This is a genomic window from Staphylococcus sp. 8AQ (assembly GCF_902506595.1).
Classification (GTDB): domain Bacteria; phylum Bacillota; class Bacilli; order Staphylococcales; family Staphylococcaceae; genus Staphylococcus; species Staphylococcus pasteuri.
This window is the reverse complement of the sequence record NZ_LR733871.1, coordinates 486,708-504,120: the sequence shown is the minus strand read 5'-3', so window position 1 is coordinate 504,120 and position 17,413 is coordinate 486,708. Positions and strand designations below refer to the sequence as shown.

The window sequence follows — 17,413 nt, the reverse complement described above, 5'->3', positions numbered from 1 at the left end:
AAACAAAAACCAAGTGGGTCGTAAAGACATCTCACTTGGTCATTTGATTTATTTTGTAGCTTTCGTTTTAAAATTCCTAGCTTTATTATTTAATTGCGTGGTATCCACCATCAACATGGATGTTTTCACCTGTAACACCGCTAGAAAAATCACTTAATAAGTAAGCCGCTGTTTTACCTACTTCTTCTTGGTCAACGTTACGTTTTAATGGTGCACGTTCTTCAATTTCTTTAAGAATTGTGTTAAATCCACCTACACCTTTAGCACTTAAAGTACGAATAGGACCAGCTGAGATTGCATTTACACGGATGTTATCTTCACCTAAGTCTAGTGCTAAATATTTAACATTTGCTTCTAAACTTGCTTTAGCTACGCCCATAACATTATAGTTTTGTACAGCAAATTCTCCACCTAAATAAGTTGTAGCAACAATGCTTCCACCTTCAGGCATTAATTTTTTAGCTTCATTTGCAACAATAGTTAGTGAATATGAACTAATATCTTGCGCTAATAAGAAACCTTCTCTTGATGTTTCAGAGAAACGTCCTCTTAAATCTTCCATGTTGGCAAAAGCAATTGAATGATAAACGCCATCAATATTGCCTACATCTTCACCGATTTTAGCAAAGCCATTAACAACATCTTCATCACTTTGAACATCGATTTGATATAAACGTTGTTCTGATTGATTAAGTTGATCTAATAATTTTTCTAATTCTTTACGGCTACGATCTTTACGATATGTAAATACTAATTTAGCACCTAGTTGATCTAGTACTTTGGCAACGCCAAAACCAATACTACGTTTATTGGCAATTCCCATAATGACATAAGTTTTATTTTCAAGATTTAACATGCAAATAACTCCTTTTAATAAGATATATAATAAATCATTTCAAACGTTTCTAAATTTTTCACTCAATATATTTTAACATTTTTAGTACCTGATAATAAAGCATTTTAGATTTACTCTATAGTTCAAACTATACTTATATTAAATTTCATATTATTTATATAATTAAAAAGATCTGTAAGTATGATGTATACTTACAGACCCATAATCCTTTATTAATAATAGAATTCTAATTCTTGTTTTAACTCATCTACATATTCTTTTGAACCTGTCACAATAAGTCTATCTTTATAACGTAATTGCGTATCACCATGAGGAACAATAGAATCATTATTGCGCACAATTCTTACAAAAATAATATCTCCACCGAATGGGAAATTTCGTAATTGAATGTTCTCATATTTATAATTCAACATTTGTATTTCATATAGAGATGTTTCTACATTACTTAATAAGTTAAGCATATTCGGCGTTTCTATTAATCCTTTAAGTAATATTTTATTACTTAGATAATTACTAAATATTTCTATGCCTAACGATTTCATTTCTAAGTCTTCATTTGTACTTTCAAGTCTACATATCACTCGTTCTACGCCATGTTCTTTAGCCATCAAAGCGACTTTTCGGTTGATTTCATCATCATTAGTCGCACATACAACGATGTCACGATCGAATAACCCTAATCTTTCAAGTATTCCTTGTTCATAATCAGCGATTTCGACCATAGTAATTTCATCGGATAATTTACGACTATCACTTAAATCTTTACGATAATAAAGTGAAATGTCATACAATTGGGAAGTTAAATTCTGTACGATAGGAATAGTCAGTTGGTTTTTACCTATCAAGCTTACCTCAATACGACGATTCATTTCATTAGGTACTGGGAATAGCTTTTTAAAAATAACAGGCACAAAGACACAAGTAATGACTGCACTTAAAATAAGTAACCCTGATGTTTCTGCTGAAATTGTCTTTAATTGTTCAGCGATTTTAGCTGCAGCAATAACTAATGATAGCGTTGACGTTAATAAGAATGCTGAAGCAACAGTCGTCTTCATATCAAACCATCGTTTTATAAGAAATACTGGAATTAGCTTAGATACTATAAAAGCCAAAATTAAAATAGGTATAATGATTAACAATGATGGTTCTTTCACTAATGATGGAATGTCTAAATCTACACCCACCATAATAAAGAATATAGGAATGAAAAATCCGTATCCAAATGAGTCTAATTTCTCAACCATTTCTTCATCAGGATTTAATAATGATACAACTACGCCAGCTAAGAATGCACCAAGTATGTATTCAGCACCAACACCTTCTGCTAATGCAACAAGTAATATAATCAATGCAAATACGGCACGTATACCAATTTGTGTAGTACCACCCATTAATTTTTGTAAAAATGACATTCGTTTAAATAGTACTCCAATCACGTAGAAAATAATTGTAAATACTACCAAAATGCCTGTAAGCCAGATGGTACTACCACCGTGACCGTTAACCGCACCATAAATTGTTAGTAATATCATTGTTACTAAATCGGCTAATACCGCAACTAACAAGATAAATTGTCCAATAGTCGTTCTCATTATATTCATTTCTTTTAATGTCGGAACTACCACACCTAATGAAATAGTAGATATGATAATTATCATTAATAATACATCATCTATTAAACCAAACCATTTTAATGCGTATGCTAAAATAATTGAAACAATCATGATTAATGCAAATACTGTCATTGCGAGGTTTAAATGACCTGGTAATTTCTTCTCTTCTTTTCTTTCACCTTGTCGAGGACGAGAATCTTTTTTAAAGGCGTTAAAATCAATTTCTAATCCACTTAAAAACATTAAAAAGATAAAGCCTAATGTTGATAAAATACTAAGCATAGAATCTTTGGTTACTAAGTTTAAAAATGAATTACCTATAATTATCCCCATTAATATTTCAGCAACTACGACAGGTAAAAAATTAATATTCAACCTATTTATTATAATAGGTGTTAAGAATGCAGCTACAACTACAATCACAAGTGATAAGAACTCCATTAGTTCCTCCTTAAGTTAAATATGACATAAATGATGTTGCTAAGCCGAAATAAATTAACATACTTACAATGTCGTTAATTGTTGTAATAAATGGACCACTTGCAACTGCTGGGTCAATTTTTAATTTATTCATTAATAATGGAATCATTGATCCAACTAATGTACCAACTGTCATAGCACACGTTAAACTGCCACCAACAATGACTGCTAATAAGGGTTGTCTATAAATAGCAATAATTATAATGATTAAAATGATGGAACAAACAATTCCTGATAAAAAGCCACTTCCCGCTTCTCTTAAAGCAACTTTAAATTTACTTTGTTCGTCGATATCACCAGTTGAAATATTACGTACAGATACGGCTAAAGATTGCGTACCAGAATTACCTGACATCCCACTAATAATTGGTATAAAGGCTGCTAATAAAGCGACTTTTGCTAAAGTGTCTTCAAAGCTACCTAAAATTGTTGCAGTAATCATACCTAAAAACGTTAAAATAATTAGCCAAGGTAAACGTTTTGTTGCCGTTTTGATTACTGAATCATTAGTAGAATCAATATCAGAGACACCGGCTAAACGAGAGTAGTCTTCACTTGCCTCTTCATCCATAACATCTAAAATATCATCAATTGTAATAATACCTAATAGATGATTTTGGTAATCAACAACAGGTACTGCAATGAAATCATAGTCTCTCATTGTTTGTGCAACGTCTTCTTGGTCAGTTGCGACATCTACACTAATAACACGTTCACTCATTACATCTTCAATATAAGCATCGTTCTCAGCTGTGATTAAATCTCTTAAAGATAAAACCCCAACTAATTGATCATCTTCATTGATAGCAAAAATCACGTAAATTGTTTCAGCATTTGGCGCTTGTTCTTTAACATGCATTAATGCCTCTTTAACAGGAGTAGTAGATTTTAATGAAAGATATTCTGTTGTCATAATACCGCCGGCGGTATCTTCTTCATAATGTAGTAATGCCTTTATTTCATTGGCATCTTCTTTATTCATTAATGTAAGTAAACTAGCGACTTTAGGTTTAGTTAATTCGTTTAAAATGTCTACTGCATTATCGTATGACATTTCTTCTAAAATATGACTTGCATAGTTTGCATTAATTTTTTCAAATAATTCTTCGTAATCCTCATCGTCTATATCCAAGTGATCAAAGAAATCAGCAACTTCTTGTGGTGATAAGAATTGGAATATTTTTTGTCTATTCTCATCATCAGTGTCTTCAAAGTATTCACTTTGTTCGTAATTATGCATTGATAAAAATTCTTCTCTAAATGCATCTATATCTTCATTTTGTAATAATTGATCTAATAAGTCTTTATCGTACACATCTTCGCTAGCGTATTCTTTCTCTTTCATTTCTGTGTCGTTAGACAATTTAAACACCTCCAAAATGCTTTTTATATCATGTCATACCATTGATTTAGTTGTTTATAATCAGTTGTTATTTCAATTGTATTTTTACTTACTGGGTGTTCAAATGTTAGTTTGTAACACTGTAAACATTGCCCCTCTATTTTATCATGTTTACCACCGTATAATGTATCACCAATTAAAGGATGACCTAAATGTTGAAAATGCACCCTTATTTGATGAGTCCGACCAGTACATAATTGGACTTCACATAAACTTACATGACTCTTTTGTTTAATCGTCTGATATATGGTTTTAGCATACTTACCATTTTCTGATATTTGTCTTTCAATAATACTATGACTAGTTCTTGAAATGGGCGCTTCAATCACATCACTTGGTTTTGTTAAACCATGGGCTAAACATATATATTTTTTATTCATATTAATTTTTGAAAATAAGTAATGAATATATCCATATTTTGCAAATAAAACAATACCAGTCGTATTACGATCTAATCGTGTAACAATATGTGGGTTAGTATTTTCACCTTTGTCTTGTAAATAACCTAAAACTTGTTCAACTAAGCTCTCATGTGGATGTTCACGAGAAGGTGCACAATTTTGTCCATTAGGTTTGAAGACAATAATAATATAGTCATCTTCAAATAAAATATCTAATGGTTTCAAATATGGAACTAAGTTAGCGCTCGGAACTTCCTTTGGTAAACGCACTTCTAATTTGTCATTGATATCAAGTTCAAACCTTACTGTTACAGGTTTATTATTTACAAGTAAAGCGCCATTAGTTTTAATGGCGCTAATCGTTTTCTTAGAAAAATCATGTCGTTTTAAAAATGTTTTAAGCGTTTCTTTTTGCGTAATTGTATAACGGAATATCATATTTCATCATCACTTGAAATAAAGGAATCGTGTACCCTTTTCCAAAATGGGAATGGTCTAAAGCGTGCAAACCTTACTTTTTCATTTGCTACTCTATATTGAATCGCATTCACATTTTTATGTTTAATGCTGACATGGTCAATAGTCGTACGTATCGTATCATGATTCACTGGAGTAATAAGACAAGTATGATGTTTAGGTAACACAAGTGGTGACCCTACCGTTCTAAACACGCGATTGTTAATTGACGCAATCTCAGCAATTTGCATTGCTTCAAGGGAAGGATGAATTAACGCTCCACCTAATGCTTTGTTATAGGCTGTAGAACCTGATGGTGTAGATATACACAAACCATCACCTCTAAAACGCTCAAAATGTTTTCCACGAATATTAACATCCACAACTAATGTTGATCCATTTTCAGTTTTCATGGTTGCTTCATTCAAAGCTAAGTACCTTGTTTCATAACCATTATTATTATATCGGACTATGATTTCTAATAATGGATATTCAATGACTTGAAATTCTGAATTGTTAATTTCAATAATCAATTTTTCGACTTCATGAGGTAACCAATCAGCATAAAATCCTAAATGGCCAGTATGAACACCGACAAATGCTACTTTCGATAACATATGACTATACTGATGAAAGGCTTGAAGTAAAGTACCATCGCCACCAACTGATATGACTATTTCTGGATTTTCTTTATCTTCAATCATTTGAAAGTCTTTCATATGGCTAATCATTTTATGCTTTAACGCATTGGATTTCGAATCGCCTTTAGTTAGGATTGTATAACGCATCTTTACACCTCATTAGTCATTTTCATGCTTTTTTGCACGCTTTTGAGTATAGTATTTTTGTGCTTCTTGAATTTCATCTTTGATTTCAGACATTTCTTCATCTAATAAGTATGCCGCTTCAGCTGCTCTTTCTAAACGATGTTGTATCTCACTTGGATAATCCCCATCATATTTATAACGCAATGTATGCTCAATCGTTGACCAAAAGTTCATTGCCAATGTTCTAATTTGAATTTCAGCTAATATCGACTTTTGTCCACTCAATGTTTCAATTGGATATTCAATGATGACATGATAAGAACGGTAACCACTTTCTTTAGTATTACGAATATAGTCTCTTTCTTCAACGACGCTAAAGTCTTTACGTTGACGTAAAATATTGACAACTACATCGATGTCATCAACAAATTGACACATAATTCGTAACCCAGCTATGTCATACATTTCTTCTCTTAATCTATCAAATTGAATTCCACGTTTATTGGCTTTATCAATTATACTTGAAATAGGTTTTACGCGGCCTGTTACGAATTCAATGGGAGAACTATGTTCACTAATTTCATATTGTCTACGTAATCCTTTTAATTTTACTTTTAATTCATTAACGGCCTGTTTATAAGGTGTTAAAAATTGATCCCACTGGTTCATATTCATTCACTCCGCTTCATTCTAGTTCAAAAGTTTTTTCAACAGCAGAAACAAACTCCTTACCATAGTTATTATTACCTTCTATATTATCCAATATGTAATCTAATTCTTCTTGGAAATGTTTAAGTTCTAACGTTTCATTTACGACTAGTTTTTTACCTTTATTTTCATGTAGCATTGACCATGTTTCTTCAACAAAGATCAAATACGAATAGGATTGTCCATCATCTAATATGTAAGCAAATCCGTAGTTATCACTGTCAACAAGCATTTGTCCTACTTCTTCTAATCCTTCAATAGAATCTTCTGAATAACAATAAATTGTATCATCTTTCACTTTTATCTCATTTATATATATACGCATGCTTGCCCCTCCTTATTCCATATTAGTTTAACATAATTTGGCCATTCAACACACATATCTATGCCATTATTCTTACATTATTATTAGGTTTATGATTGTTCAAATTAAAACCAAAAGTATATGTCTGATATTATTAAAATATATGTAAAAATGTACATCGTCAAAATGATCAAAATTACTTTAAATCATGGATGATTTACGTCATAATATTGATAAATTTAAAATAAACATAAAGAAAAGCATCGGGGTGTATCTCTATCATGGCAACTAATAATGAAATTGAATTTAAACAAATACTAAATGAAAATGTATATAATGACATTAAACACAAATACTTTAAGGACGATACTCCTTTTAAACAAATTAACTATTATATTGACACTGAGGATTTTAAATTAAAATCAAATCAATCGGCTTTAAGAATACGTGTGAAAGACGATACTTATGAAATGACGCTTAAAGTTCCAGCAGAAGTCGGTTTAACAGAATATAATTTTGATGTATCTATAGAACCTAAAATTAATAAAGTAATTAGCCACGATCAATTACCATCAGACATTAGACATATTATATCTGAAAAATACGGCATTCAAGATGGTAGTTTATCTATTTTAGGTGCATTAACAACATATCGAATGGAAACCAATTATAAAAATGAATTACTTGTACTGGATAAAAGTGAATATCTGGGCACTGAGGATTATGAACTTGAATTTGAAGTTAACCAATATGAAGAAGGTTTAACAAAATTCAATGAGTTACTTCAGTCATTTAATCTGGCTCACCAAAAACCATTGAATAAAGTTCAACGATTCTTTGAACGAAAAAAAGAATTATCTTAAATTAGCAAAAAATAGCTATAATGCAAATTACTTTCATATGTAAAAATTCATGTTATATTAGATATATATTAATGGAACACGGTGATAATATGCCTAGAACACCTTATGACATCATCGGGCAAGACGCACTATATCAAATGATTGATCATTTTTACTCGTTAGTTGAACAAGACGATAGAATTAATCATTTATTCCCTGGTGATTTTAAAGAAACGAGTCGAAAGCAAAAACAATTTTTAACTCAGTTTTTAGGTGGCCCTGATTTATATACTCAAGAACATGGACACCCCATGTTAAAAAGACGACATATGGAATTTACAATTACTGAATTTGAACGCGATGCTTGGTTAGAAAATATGTCTATTGCGATTACCCACGCTAATTTTCCCGCTGGGGTTGGAGACTATTTATATGAAAGATTGCGACTAACAGCTAATCACATGGTAAATTCCGAAAATTAATTGTAGGTGAAATGACATGGCTGAAGAGTTAAGAGTAATGGAGAATAAGAGTTGTGAAGATGCAAATACTGATCTATCACCTGTATGCAAAATAGAAATTTACTCTTTTTTCGATCCCTTTAGTAAAGATTGCTTTAAATTATCCGCAATTTTATCTAAATTAAGAATTGAATATAATCAATATATACGTGTTAGACATATTCTTAATCCTTCATTAAAAGTTTTAACAAAATGCCAAGCACAAAGCACCTCTGATTTTGATAATATTGCCCTTGCTTATAAAGCGGCTGAATTACAAGGTCGTTTAAGAGCTGAGCGTTTTATTCATTTAATGCAAAATGAAATTATTCCAAAGCGTGATATTATCACTGAAGAAATGATATGTGATTGTGTAAAAAATACTGGAATAGATTATGAAGTGTTTAAAGAAGACTTACAAAAAAGTAAACTTACTGAAAGTTTAAAAGTTGACTTGCATATAGCACGTGAAATGGAAATTGAACAATCCCCTTCTCTCGTTTTTTTCAATGAAGATGTGCACGAAGAAGGTTTAAAAGTTGAAGGATTATATCCTTACCATATATACACATATATTATTAACGAACTTATGGGTAGTCCTATTGAAAAGAACTTACCACCAAAATTAGAGACATACATTCAACAAAAGCAACTTGTTACAATGGAAGAATTGCTTACTATATATGAATGGCCTGAGAAATTACTTAATAAAGAACTAAAAAAATTAATGCTTCAACAAAAAGTTGAAAAACTTAATTATCCTGAAGGTAAATTTTGGAAATCAAAAATGCCCAAACCTAATTGTTAAATATAAATATTAATAAAGCCAACACAAAATGATTTTAAATAATCTTTTGTGCTGGCTTTTTGTTTATTCATTAATTGTATAATTTATGTATATTGTTCAACGTATAATTTTATAATAAATAAAAAAAACGCCGTGTCTGATTACACGACGCTAAACAAAGGGGATGGGAGAAATTTTTCACTTCAAACAAAGGGGTATGTTTGTTATGTGATTAATTTCATGTTCATAATATAACACGACACATACCCCATTTCAACCATTCAGTTTATTAAATTTTAAATTGTCACAATCTGTTCATAATGTAAGCGAATTCAATCATATTAAGCTTTCATTAGCTTTTCAAAAGCATCTAATTTTTGTTCAAAGACTTCACATGCTTGTTCAATTGGTTCTGGTGTTGTCATATCTACACCCGCATTTTTTAGTATTTCAATTGGATAATTTGAACTACCTTTTTTCAAGAATTCATTAATATATCTTTCAACAGCTGGTTGCCCTTCTGTCAAAATTTGATGACTTAAACTTTGTGCAGCACTATAGCCTGTTGCGTATTGATATACATAATAATTCATATAGAAGTGTGGAATTCGAGACCATTCTTTACTGATATCTTCATCAGTTTCGACAGCATCTCCAAAATATTGTTTATTCAATTTGGCATATTCTTCATTCATACGATTAGGTGTTAATGGTTCACCCGCTTCTTCAATTTGATGAATTTTATGTTCAAATTCAGCAAACATAGTTTGACGGAATAGAGTTGCTCTAAATCGTTCTAATTCTTGGTTTAGAAGTAATAAGCGTCTTTCATCGTCAAGATGTTTATCCATATAGTCACTTAGTAATGCTTCATTACAAGTTGAAGCAACTTCTGCTACAAATATAGTATAATCACTTAAGTTTGAAGGTTGGTTTTGACGACTGAAATAACTATGAGCTGAATGACCAAATTCATGAACTAATGTATATAAATCAGATACTGTATCTGACCAATTTAATAAGATGAACGGATTTGTTAAATGCGCACCTGATGAGTAGCCGCCTGAACGTTTACCTTTATTTTCATATACATCTACCCAGCGATTTTCTAGTCCTTCTTTAACTACATTTAAATATTCTTCACCCATAGGTTCAAGTGCTTTTAACATCCATGATTTAGCTTCTTCATAAGGCATTTCAAATTTAACGTCTTTTACTAATGGTGTATATAAGTCATACATTTTCAAATCATCAATACCTAATAACTCTTGACGCAATTTAGTATATCTATGTAGTAAAGGTAAGTATTTATGAACTGTTTTCACTAAGTTATCATAAACTTCTTCCGGAATATGATTATTACTTAAAGCTTTTTCACGTGCAGAATTGTAATGGTGTGTACGAGCGTTAAAGACATTTTTCTTAACTTCACCTGCTAATGTTGCACCTAAAGTATTATTATGTGCTCCATAAGCTTTATAAACATTTCTGAAAGCAGATTCTCTTAATACTCTATCATCTGATTCTAGATATTTAATAAAAGTACCTTGTGTAAGTGGATGTGCTTCTCCATCTTTATCTATAGCATCTTCAAATTCTAGATCAGCATTACTGAACATTCCATATACATTTGATGGTGTAGATAAAGCATCTTGAGCTTCAGTAAGTAATTTTTCAGTATCAGCATCTAAAATATGTGGACGTTTTTCATTAATAAGTTGTAAATCGAACTCATATTGTTTCAATTTATCGTTAGATTGAATAAACGATTGAATTGTCGCTTCATCAATTTGTAAAATCTCTGGCACTAAGAAACTCCATGCTGAACTGTATTTAATAATTAATTGGTGTGCACGTGATTCCATACCAGTATATTGATCATTAGCAGTATCTTGGTCTTGTTTAAGATGAGCATAAACATACACCTTCTCTAATTTAGTACCTATTTCATCTTCTAATGCTAATGCTTCATATAAAGTTTCGGCACTGTCACCTAAGTGCCCTTTAAATTGCTCTTCTTTACCGATATCATTTTCAACTTCTTTAAATGCTTCTTCAAATGCTTCATTGTTTGGGAAAATCGTTGTTAGATCCCATGTATATTCAGGATATTTAAGTTCCTGTTCTTCTCTAGTTAATTGTTGATTCATAAATAAACCTCCTCGAAATTCTCAATAACTTAATTTTCTCATTTTAGTAGATAATTTGCACGTCTTTACTGTTAAGATTTATAGCATATTGATATTCCATTATTATCGCCTTAATAATCTCAATTTTAGCTTTTGTAGGATTTGAAAATTGTCTGAAATCAAGGCATTTTTCAAAGTATTGATAATTCAATCGTTTTTCTTTCTCTAATAACAATAATTGAAGTTGCCATTCGATAGGATGGGTTTTGATATATATTTGATGAGGTACGATAAATCCCACTTTATACGCCACCTTATCCTCAAACAATTGTAATTGATACATCGCACTTAAAGTAGGCTCTAATACTGAATTCTTCCAACAACATCGTTGTATATATTTTAAAATCTTTTGATTACTCAGTTTATAAATTGTATTTGAACTATGACTAAGTTTATTAGCCTTATCTAAATAGTTTATCAATGTTTGTCTTCTCGCTTTAAATGTCTTACCACCAATATGTTGTATATCTGAATAAACTATAGGTGACTTATCTTGTTCATTCCAAGTTAAAAGTCTCTTAGTTTCACAATCAATAGTACTTGCTTGAAAGTCACTTAGACTTAGCATCATTTTGCTTTTATCATATTTAATATCTTTAACAATCCATATGGGATGTAATCCAATACTATTCAGACCGTCACTACGTAGTCGTATCTTTGATAAACTAATCATAGAAAACTGTAATTCTAACGCTATTTTATCGTTAACTACTATATCTGGTAATTGATTAATCAATTTGTAAAATGGCTCAATTCGGACAGTATATCCTAATCGTTTTAACATAGTTGCTAATTGGTATTTTGCGTGATAGTGAAGTTCTGATTCACCTTTTGCACACCATCTTTGACTCTGGCTTTCATGTGCAAAATGAGGCATAACTTTTATTCCTTTTTTCAAAATTAATTTTGAATGGCAATGAGGACAATAATAATCCACATTTTTAATGGCGTTTTTAGCTAAGATATGTTCATTGTTATGATTTAAAGCTTCTAACATACGTTCACCTCATAAATGTTAACGAAGCAAACACTATTTTTACTTTTGACAACATATAGGTTTAAAGAAGTCCATAAAAAAACGAGACATTTTCATGTCTCGTCTAAAATACTATTTTTATTCAGTTGCGTCAGTAAAATAACGACGCATTTGAGAAGTGACATTGTGACTCATAATGATTTTACCGTAGTCATTCAAGTACACTTCAGTTTTATCTGTTGGATAAGCAAATTCTAACAATTGACTATAACTATCATTAATTGTCTCTTGATCTACATTTTCATCAAAATGGATAGCATAATAATATTGTGAATCAATCATGTAAAGTAAATCTTCAAACTCTACTGTACTTTGATTGTTGTGATAAGCATAATTTATTACTTGCTCTAGATCTTCAAATTTAACTATGACAGTACGCATACTTGCTTGTTTACGCTGTCTTTGAGGTTGTTCTTGTTGTGCTTTCTTTTGTTGATCGCGTTGTTCAAATATATTTTCTACATTATCTTCACTTTCAAGTGTTTGAGCTAGAAGTTCATTTACTTGGTCATCAAATTGATCAAAATGATTATCATCAGCCATATTCATAGCTTCTTCATTTTTAGACTTAGAAATAGTCACTTCCACACCCTTTTCAAAGGCATGTACTTGAATCCATAATGGACCTTCAACAACAAAATCTTCTTCTTCATTGATTTCATCCATCATAGACCAAAAGAATTCTTCTCCACGTTTGCGGTTTGTCCATAAATCTTCACGACTAAAGCCACGCGCTTCTATATCGCTATATGTTATAAACAATTTAACTGTTGTATCATCTACGCGTTCTATTCTCATATCATCTCACTCCTTACAGTCGATGAATAGTAACCATATTGTATTAGAACGTGACTTAAATTACAATCTATTTGTTTGATTAAATTTAACTATATTTTTATGAGGTTCTTATAGTGTTATATTCCCCATTTTCATAGGTAAAAAACAACTATCTATGACTCAATTCAACTTCTATAATATACAAAAAACAACACCATTTCAAAAATAGTGTTGTTGTAATATCTTTTAGTAAAGTGATTAAATCACATAGTTATTAAAGTTATTAGTCAACCAAACGTTGAGCTTCTTGTAATTGGAACGTACGGACTTTTCTTGGTAAGAAACGTCTAATTTCATCTTCGTTATAACCAACTTGTAAACGTTTATCGTCTAAAATAATTGGACGACGTAGTAAACCAGGATTATCTTGAATAATTGAGTATAAATCTTGTAATGGTAAAGAATCAATATCAACATTCAATTTTTGGTATGTTTTAGAACGAGTTGAAATAATCTCATCAGTTCCGTCTTCAGTCATTTTTAAAATTAATTTAATTTCATCAATTGTTAAATGTTCAGAAAAAATGTTACGCTCCGTATATGGAATGTCATGTTCTTGTAACCATGCTTTCGCTTTACGGCAAGATGTGCAACTTGGTGAAGTAAATAATGTTACCATACATCTCACTCTCCTATAATTGGATTCATTCGTTATTTTTAAATATGTTATAGATTAAAGAAATTTATGTTTCTTTCGCTTTCTTAACCTTACATTTTACATTATACCCATCTAACATTAAAATTAAATGAGAAAATCCTAATTTTTCTGAGAAATTTTGAAATAATTCAAAATAGTCTCTCAAAATATTTCAATGCTTAAATATACATTCATCTTAACACAACTTACATTTTAAAGAAATACTGTTATAATGATATGTAAATATTATTTGAGAAAGTAGGCATCTTATATGGAAACATTATTTTCAGGCATTCAACCAAGTGGTATACCTACAATTGGTAATTATATAGGTGCATTAAAACAATTCGAAGAAATTCAAAATGACTATGAATGTTTCTTTTGTATTGTTGACCAACATGCTATCACAGTACCACAAGACCGCTTGAAGTTACGTAAACAAATCAGACAATTAGCTGCGATTTATTTAGCATCAGGCATTGATTCTGATAAATCAACACTATTTATTCAGTCAGAAGTACCAGCACATGTCCAAGCTGGATGGATGCTCACTACAATCGCTTCAATCGGTGAATTAGAACGTATGACACAATTTAAAGACAAAGCGCAAAAACGAACTGACGGAGTACCAGCAGGATTACTTACATATCCACCTTTAATGGCAGCTGATATCGTTATTTATAATACAAATATTGTTCCTGTTGGAGAAGATCAAAAGCAACATATGGAATTAACTCGTAACTTAGTAGATAGATTCAATAGTAAATATAACGACGTATTGACTAAACCAGAAATTCGTATGCCTAAAGTCGGTGGACGTGTTATGAGTTTACAAGACCCTACTAAAAAAATGAGTAAAAGTGACGATAACCAAAAGAACTTTATCTCATTATTAGATGAACCAAATGTTGCAGCTAAAAAAATTAAAAGTGCTGTCACAGATTCTGATGGTGTTATTAAGTTTGATCGTGACAATAAACCAGGCGTTTCTAATTTATTATCTATTTATTCAGGACTAACTAATGAAACAATTAAAGATATTGAAGCGAAATACGTTGGAGAGGGTTATGGTAAATTCAAAGGTGATTTAGCAGAAATTGTAAAATCATTTTTAATCGATTTCCAAGAAAAATATGAATCTTATTATAATTCTGATGAACTCGATGATATCTTAGATAAAGGTAGAGACAAAGCTCAAAAAGCCTCATTTAAAACGTTGAAAAAAATGGAAAAAGCTATGGGCTTAGGACGTAAAAGATAAATTATTATCGAAAATTAATTTTCCATTCAAAGTGTTAACACTTTGAATGGTTTCTTTTATATCAAAATTTCATAAAGTATTTTAGGGGGAAGCTATTTTGTATCAATTTAGAAATGCCAAAATAGAAGATTTAGAAGAAATCTTAATTATTGAAAACCAAGGTTTTACACCAGAAGAAGCAGCAACAAAATCAGCTTTAATAAAAAGAATTGAAATGATTAATGATACATTTATTATCGCTGAATTGAATGAAAAGGTTGTTGGTTATATTAATGGACCGGTAATTAATCAACCATTCATTACTGATGACTTATTTGAAAGTATAGATGAGAATCCAACAACTGGAGGTTATGTAGCTATATTAGGATTAGTCGTTGATCAATCACAAAGAAATCAAGGTCTTGCTGGTAAATTACTAAATGAGATAGAACAACGAGCTAAAACACATCATCGTTTAGGTATAACATTAACCTGTAAAGAAGAACTGATACCATTTTATGAAAAAAATGGTTACGTCAATAAAGGGGTTTCTAGTTCCCAACATGGTGGTATAAAATGGTTTAATTTAATGAAGGAATTTAAACATTAGTTGATCATAAATGATATAAATTAAATGGCGAAGAAAAAACGTATCGATACGCTTTTCTCCGCCATTTTTAATTTAATTATTTTTTCTTTTTACCAGTTTCTCTATCGATTGATTTATCGATATAAACATCTTTTAATGTCGTATCAGGACCTACTTTATGGTAAATCAATCCTTTGACCTGAGGGTTTGTTAAATGTGCTTCCCTTTTTTGATAAATTGGTGTAACCGGAGCATTTTCTAATAGAATTTTTTCAGCTTGTTGTAAAGCTTCATTTCTCTTTTCTGGTTCTTGTAATAATTTTCCATTAGCATCTTTGATTAATTGGTCATATTCTTTATTACCCCAATCAGTATTATTTTGAGGATTACCAGTTTTCATAATTTCTAAAAATGCCATTGGATCAGGATAGTCAGGTGACCATCCAGCATAAGATGCTTGATAGTTATTAGATAATTCAAGATTTATTTTTTGTTTGAATGGTAATTGCTTCACTTTCACTTCTACACCAGGTAAATTAGTCTCTAATTGAGATTTAATAAACTCAGCTGAAATCTTTTGAACAGGAGTATCTTGAACATTTAAAGTAAAGGTTACATTTTTCTTACCTAATTCTTTTTGAGCTTTCTTCCAATTATCTGCAGCTTCATGTTTGTTATATTTCAATGGTGATTTAATTGTACTAGCAAAATCTTTACCACTTGGAGTTGTAGCAGTTCCATAACCAGTAAAATTACTTGAAGGTAATGAACCATCATTAAATACAGAATCAACATATTCTTTTCTATTAATCGCTTGTGCAATTGCTAATCTCAAATGCTTATTTTTAAATTCTGGTACTTCTTTTTCATTTAATTTAATGTAAAAAGTTGCAGCTGTTAATCTTTTTCTTAAGGCAGGTGACTTTTTATATTTGTCTACTTGCTCAGATGAAATAATTGCGTCATCAACTGAGTTGGTATCATACAGTGCTGCACCAGCTTGATTATCTTTAAGAATTTTATAATTGACTCTATCAAGTTTCACATGTTTTTTATCCCAATATTGATTATTTTTTTCTAATTGAATTTTATCTTCAACTTTCCAGTTTACTACTTTGAATGGACCATTATATACTGCTTTATCAGCAGTAGTACCGTATGCTTTACCATATTTTTTGGCTACTTTTTCATTCTGAGGATCAAATGTATTTAATGCTAATAATTCATTTATATATGGGACAGGTCTTTCTAAATTAATTTGTAATTTATATTTATTTAATGCTTTGATTCCAAGGTCTTTAACTGGTTTCTTTCCAGCATTAATGTCATCAGCATTTTTTATATCACTCATAATATATGCAAATTCTGAAGCTGTTTTAGGATTAACAACTTTTCTCCATGCAAATACAAAGTCATCAGCTGTTACCGGGTCCCCATTACTCCATTTAGCATCTTTTCGTAAGTCTACTGTTAATGTTTTACCATCTTTACTTTTCTTAGGTAAGCTCGTAGCAATAGCAGGTTCTGCCTTATCATGTTTATTCATTGAATATAAACCTTCAAATGACTGTCCCGCTATATCACCAGATACTGCATCTGAAATCATTGTAGTATCTAAAGTTGTCATATCTTGTGGTATTACTTTTCTAAATACTTGTCCTTCATCTGAGTATAAACTTTTACTATTACTACAACCTGACAGTATCGATGATGTAATGATTAAAGTTACTATCAGTGTTATCCACTTTTTCATATGTATCCCCCTC

General features: G+C 30.8%; 17 protein-coding genes. 5 read left to right on the top strand and 12 right to left on the bottom strand.

Going from position 1 to position 17,413, the window contains the following annotated elements; genetic code table 11:
• Positions 1 to 85: 85 nt before the first annotated feature.
• The 7 genes from fabI to GVY01_RS02605 all read right to left on the bottom strand — a co-directional run bounded on the left by fabI (position 86) and on the right by GVY01_RS02605 (position 7,011).
• Positions 86 to 856, bottom strand: coding sequence for an enoyl-ACP reductase FabI (gene fabI / locus GVY01_RS02635; protein ID WP_017637383.1), 771 nt, complete (start codon positions 854 to 856; stop codon positions 86 to 88).
• Positions 857 to 1,068: 212 nt separating this feature from the next.
• On the bottom strand, positions 1,069 to 2,913 hold the full coding sequence (locus tag GVY01_RS02630) for a monovalent cation:proton antiporter family protein (protein ID WP_017637384.1): 1,845 nt from the start codon (positions 2,911 to 2,913) through the stop codon (positions 1,069 to 1,071).
• A 10-nt stretch (positions 2,914 to 2,923) separates the two neighbouring features.
• The gene (gene mgtE, locus GVY01_RS02625) at positions 2,924 to 4,297 is read right to left on the bottom strand and encodes a magnesium transporter (protein WP_371106437.1); all 1,374 of its coding nucleotides are present in this window, start codon (positions 4,295 to 4,297) and stop codon (positions 2,924 to 2,926) included.
• A 41-nt stretch (positions 4,298 to 4,338) separates the two neighbouring features.
• A complete protein-coding gene (locus GVY01_RS02620) occupies positions 4,339 to 5,193 on the bottom strand; it encodes an RluA family pseudouridine synthase (protein ID WP_017637386.1) in 855 nt (284 codons plus the stop codon).
• The gene (locus GVY01_RS02615) at positions 5,190 to 5,999 is read right to left on the bottom strand and encodes an NAD kinase (RefSeq protein WP_017637387.1); all 810 of its coding nucleotides are present in this window, start codon (positions 5,997 to 5,999) and stop codon (positions 5,190 to 5,192) included. Before GVY01_RS02615 ends, GVY01_RS02620 begins: the two co-directional genes overlap by 4 nt.
• 12 nt (positions 6,000 to 6,011) lie before the next feature.
• Positions 6,012 to 6,647 (bottom strand): GTP pyrophosphokinase, encoded by a 636-nt coding sequence (locus GVY01_RS02610; RefSeq protein ID WP_017637388.1) that lies wholly within the window; start codon positions 6,645 to 6,647, stop codon positions 6,012 to 6,014.
• A gap of 16 nt (positions 6,648 to 6,663) precedes the next feature.
• Positions 6,664 to 7,011, bottom strand: a complete 348-nt coding sequence (locus GVY01_RS02605) for a hypothetical protein (protein WP_017637389.1) — start codon at positions 7,009 to 7,011, stop codon at positions 6,664 to 6,666.
• A 260-nt stretch (positions 7,012 to 7,271) separates the two neighbouring features.
• On the opposite strand from GVY01_RS02605, the gene GVY01_RS02600 reads away from it, so the two are divergent.
• From GVY01_RS02600 to yjbH, 3 genes are all read left to right on the top strand, one after another.
• Entirely contained in the window at positions 7,272 to 7,853 is a 582-nt protein-coding gene (locus GVY01_RS02600; RefSeq protein WP_017637390.1) for a CYTH domain-containing protein, read from the top strand.
• A gap of 89 nt (positions 7,854 to 7,942) precedes the next feature.
• The gene (locus GVY01_RS02595; RefSeq protein ID WP_029055566.1) at positions 7,943 to 8,314 is read left to right on the top strand and encodes a truncated hemoglobin YjbI; all 372 of its coding nucleotides are present in this window, start codon (positions 7,943 to 7,945) and stop codon (positions 8,312 to 8,314) included.
• Positions 8,315 to 8,330: 16 nt separating this feature from the next.
• Positions 8,331 to 9,140 carry a protease adaptor protein YjbH gene (gene yjbH / locus GVY01_RS02590; protein ID WP_159333632.1) on the top strand — a complete coding sequence of 270 codons (810 nt, stop codon included), beginning with the start codon at positions 8,331 to 8,333 and terminating at the stop codon, positions 9,138 to 9,140.
• 320 nt (positions 9,141 to 9,460) lie between these two features.
• On the opposite strand, the gene pepF is transcribed toward yjbH, so the two are convergent.
• The 4 genes from pepF to spxA form a co-directional block, all read right to left on the bottom strand.
• A complete protein-coding gene (gene pepF / locus GVY01_RS02585) occupies positions 9,461 to 11,269 on the bottom strand; it encodes an oligoendopeptidase F (protein ID WP_017637393.1) in 1,809 nt (602 codons plus the stop codon).
• A gap of 43 nt (positions 11,270 to 11,312) precedes the next feature.
• Entirely contained in the window at positions 11,313 to 12,305 is a 993-nt protein-coding gene (locus tag GVY01_RS02580; protein ID WP_159333631.1) for a competence protein CoiA, read from the bottom strand.
• A 117-nt stretch (positions 12,306 to 12,422) separates the two neighbouring features.
• Positions 12,423 to 13,142, bottom strand: coding sequence for an adaptor protein MecA (gene mecA, locus GVY01_RS02575; RefSeq protein WP_029055569.1), 720 nt, complete (start codon positions 13,140 to 13,142; stop codon positions 12,423 to 12,425).
• A gap of 262 nt (positions 13,143 to 13,404) precedes the next feature.
• Positions 13,405 to 13,800: a transcriptional regulator SpxA gene (gene spxA / locus GVY01_RS02570; RefSeq protein ID WP_002450775.1), complete on the bottom strand. Its 396-nt coding sequence runs from the start codon at positions 13,798 to 13,800 to the stop codon at positions 13,405 to 13,407.
• A 289-nt stretch (positions 13,801 to 14,089) separates the two neighbouring features.
• On the opposite strand from spxA, the gene trpS reads away from it, so the two are divergent.
• Entirely contained in the window at positions 14,090 to 15,079 is a 990-nt protein-coding gene (gene trpS / locus GVY01_RS02565; protein WP_017637396.1) for a tryptophan--tRNA ligase, read from the top strand.
• A gap of 97 nt (positions 15,080 to 15,176) precedes the next feature.
• Positions 15,177 to 15,668: a GNAT family N-acetyltransferase gene (locus GVY01_RS02560; protein ID WP_159333630.1), complete on the top strand. Its 492-nt coding sequence runs from the start codon at positions 15,177 to 15,179 to the stop codon at positions 15,666 to 15,668.
• Between the two features lie 76 nt (positions 15,669 to 15,744).
• Here GVY01_RS02560 and GVY01_RS02555 read toward each other — a convergent pair whose 3' ends face one another.
• Positions 15,745 to 17,400 carry a peptide ABC transporter substrate-binding protein gene (locus tag GVY01_RS02555; RefSeq protein ID WP_159333629.1) on the bottom strand — a complete coding sequence of 552 codons (1,656 nt, stop codon included), beginning with the start codon at positions 17,398 to 17,400 and terminating at the stop codon, positions 15,745 to 15,747.
• Positions 17,401 to 17,413 lie beyond the last annotated feature (13 nt).

Bases quoted from the DNA above. Each gene is read 5' to 3' on its own strand.
- GVY01_RS02630 (WP_017637384.1), bottom strand. From the start codon at position 2,913: ATGGAGTTCTTATCACTTGTGATTGTAGTTGTAGCTGCATTCTTAACA.
- yjbH (WP_159333632.1), top strand. From the start codon at position 8,331: ATGGCTGAAGAGTTAAGAGTAATGGAGAATAAGAGTTGTGAAGATGCA.
- GVY01_RS02620 (WP_017637386.1), bottom strand. From the start codon at position 5,193: ATGATATTCCGTTATACAATTACGCAAAAAGAAACGCTTAAAACATTT.
- GVY01_RS02615 (WP_017637387.1), bottom strand. From the start codon at position 5,999: ATGCGTTATACAATCCTAACTAAAGGCGATTCGAAATCCAATGCGTTA.
- pepF (WP_017637393.1), bottom strand. From the start codon at position 11,269: ATGAATCAACAATTAACTAGAGAAGAACAGGAACTTAAATATCCTGAA.
- GVY01_RS02610 (WP_017637388.1), bottom strand. From the start codon at position 6,647: ATGAACCAGTGGGATCAATTTTTAACACCTTATAAACAGGCCGTTAAT.
- GVY01_RS02580 (WP_159333631.1), bottom strand. From the start codon at position 12,305: ATGTTAGAAGCTTTAAATCATAACAATGAACATATCTTAGCTAAAAAC.
- fabI (WP_017637383.1), bottom strand. From the start codon at position 856: ATGTTAAATCTTGAAAATAAAACTTATGTCATTATGGGAATTGCCAAT.
- GVY01_RS02600 (WP_017637390.1), top strand. From the start codon at position 7,272: ATGGCAACTAATAATGAAATTGAATTTAAACAAATACTAAATGAAAAT.
- spxA (WP_002450775.1), bottom strand. From the start codon at position 13,800: ATGGTAACATTATTTACTTCACCAAGTTGCACATCTTGCCGTAAAGCG.
- GVY01_RS02555 (WP_159333629.1), bottom strand. From the start codon at position 17,400: ATGAAAAAGTGGATAACACTGATAGTAACTTTAATCATTACATCATCG.
- GVY01_RS02605 (WP_017637389.1), bottom strand. From the start codon at position 7,011: ATGCGTATATATATAAATGAGATAAAAGTGAAAGATGATACAATTTAT.
- GVY01_RS02595 (WP_029055566.1), top strand. From the start codon at position 7,943: ATGCCTAGAACACCTTATGACATCATCGGGCAAGACGCACTATATCAA.
- mgtE (WP_371106437.1), bottom strand. From the start codon at position 4,297: ATGAAAGAGAAAGAATACGCTAGCGAAGATGTGTACGATAAAGACTTA.
- trpS (WP_017637396.1), top strand. From the start codon at position 14,090: ATGGAAACATTATTTTCAGGCATTCAACCAAGTGGTATACCTACAATT.
- mecA (WP_029055569.1), bottom strand. From the start codon at position 13,142: ATGAGAATAGAACGCGTAGATGATACAACAGTTAAATTGTTTATAACA.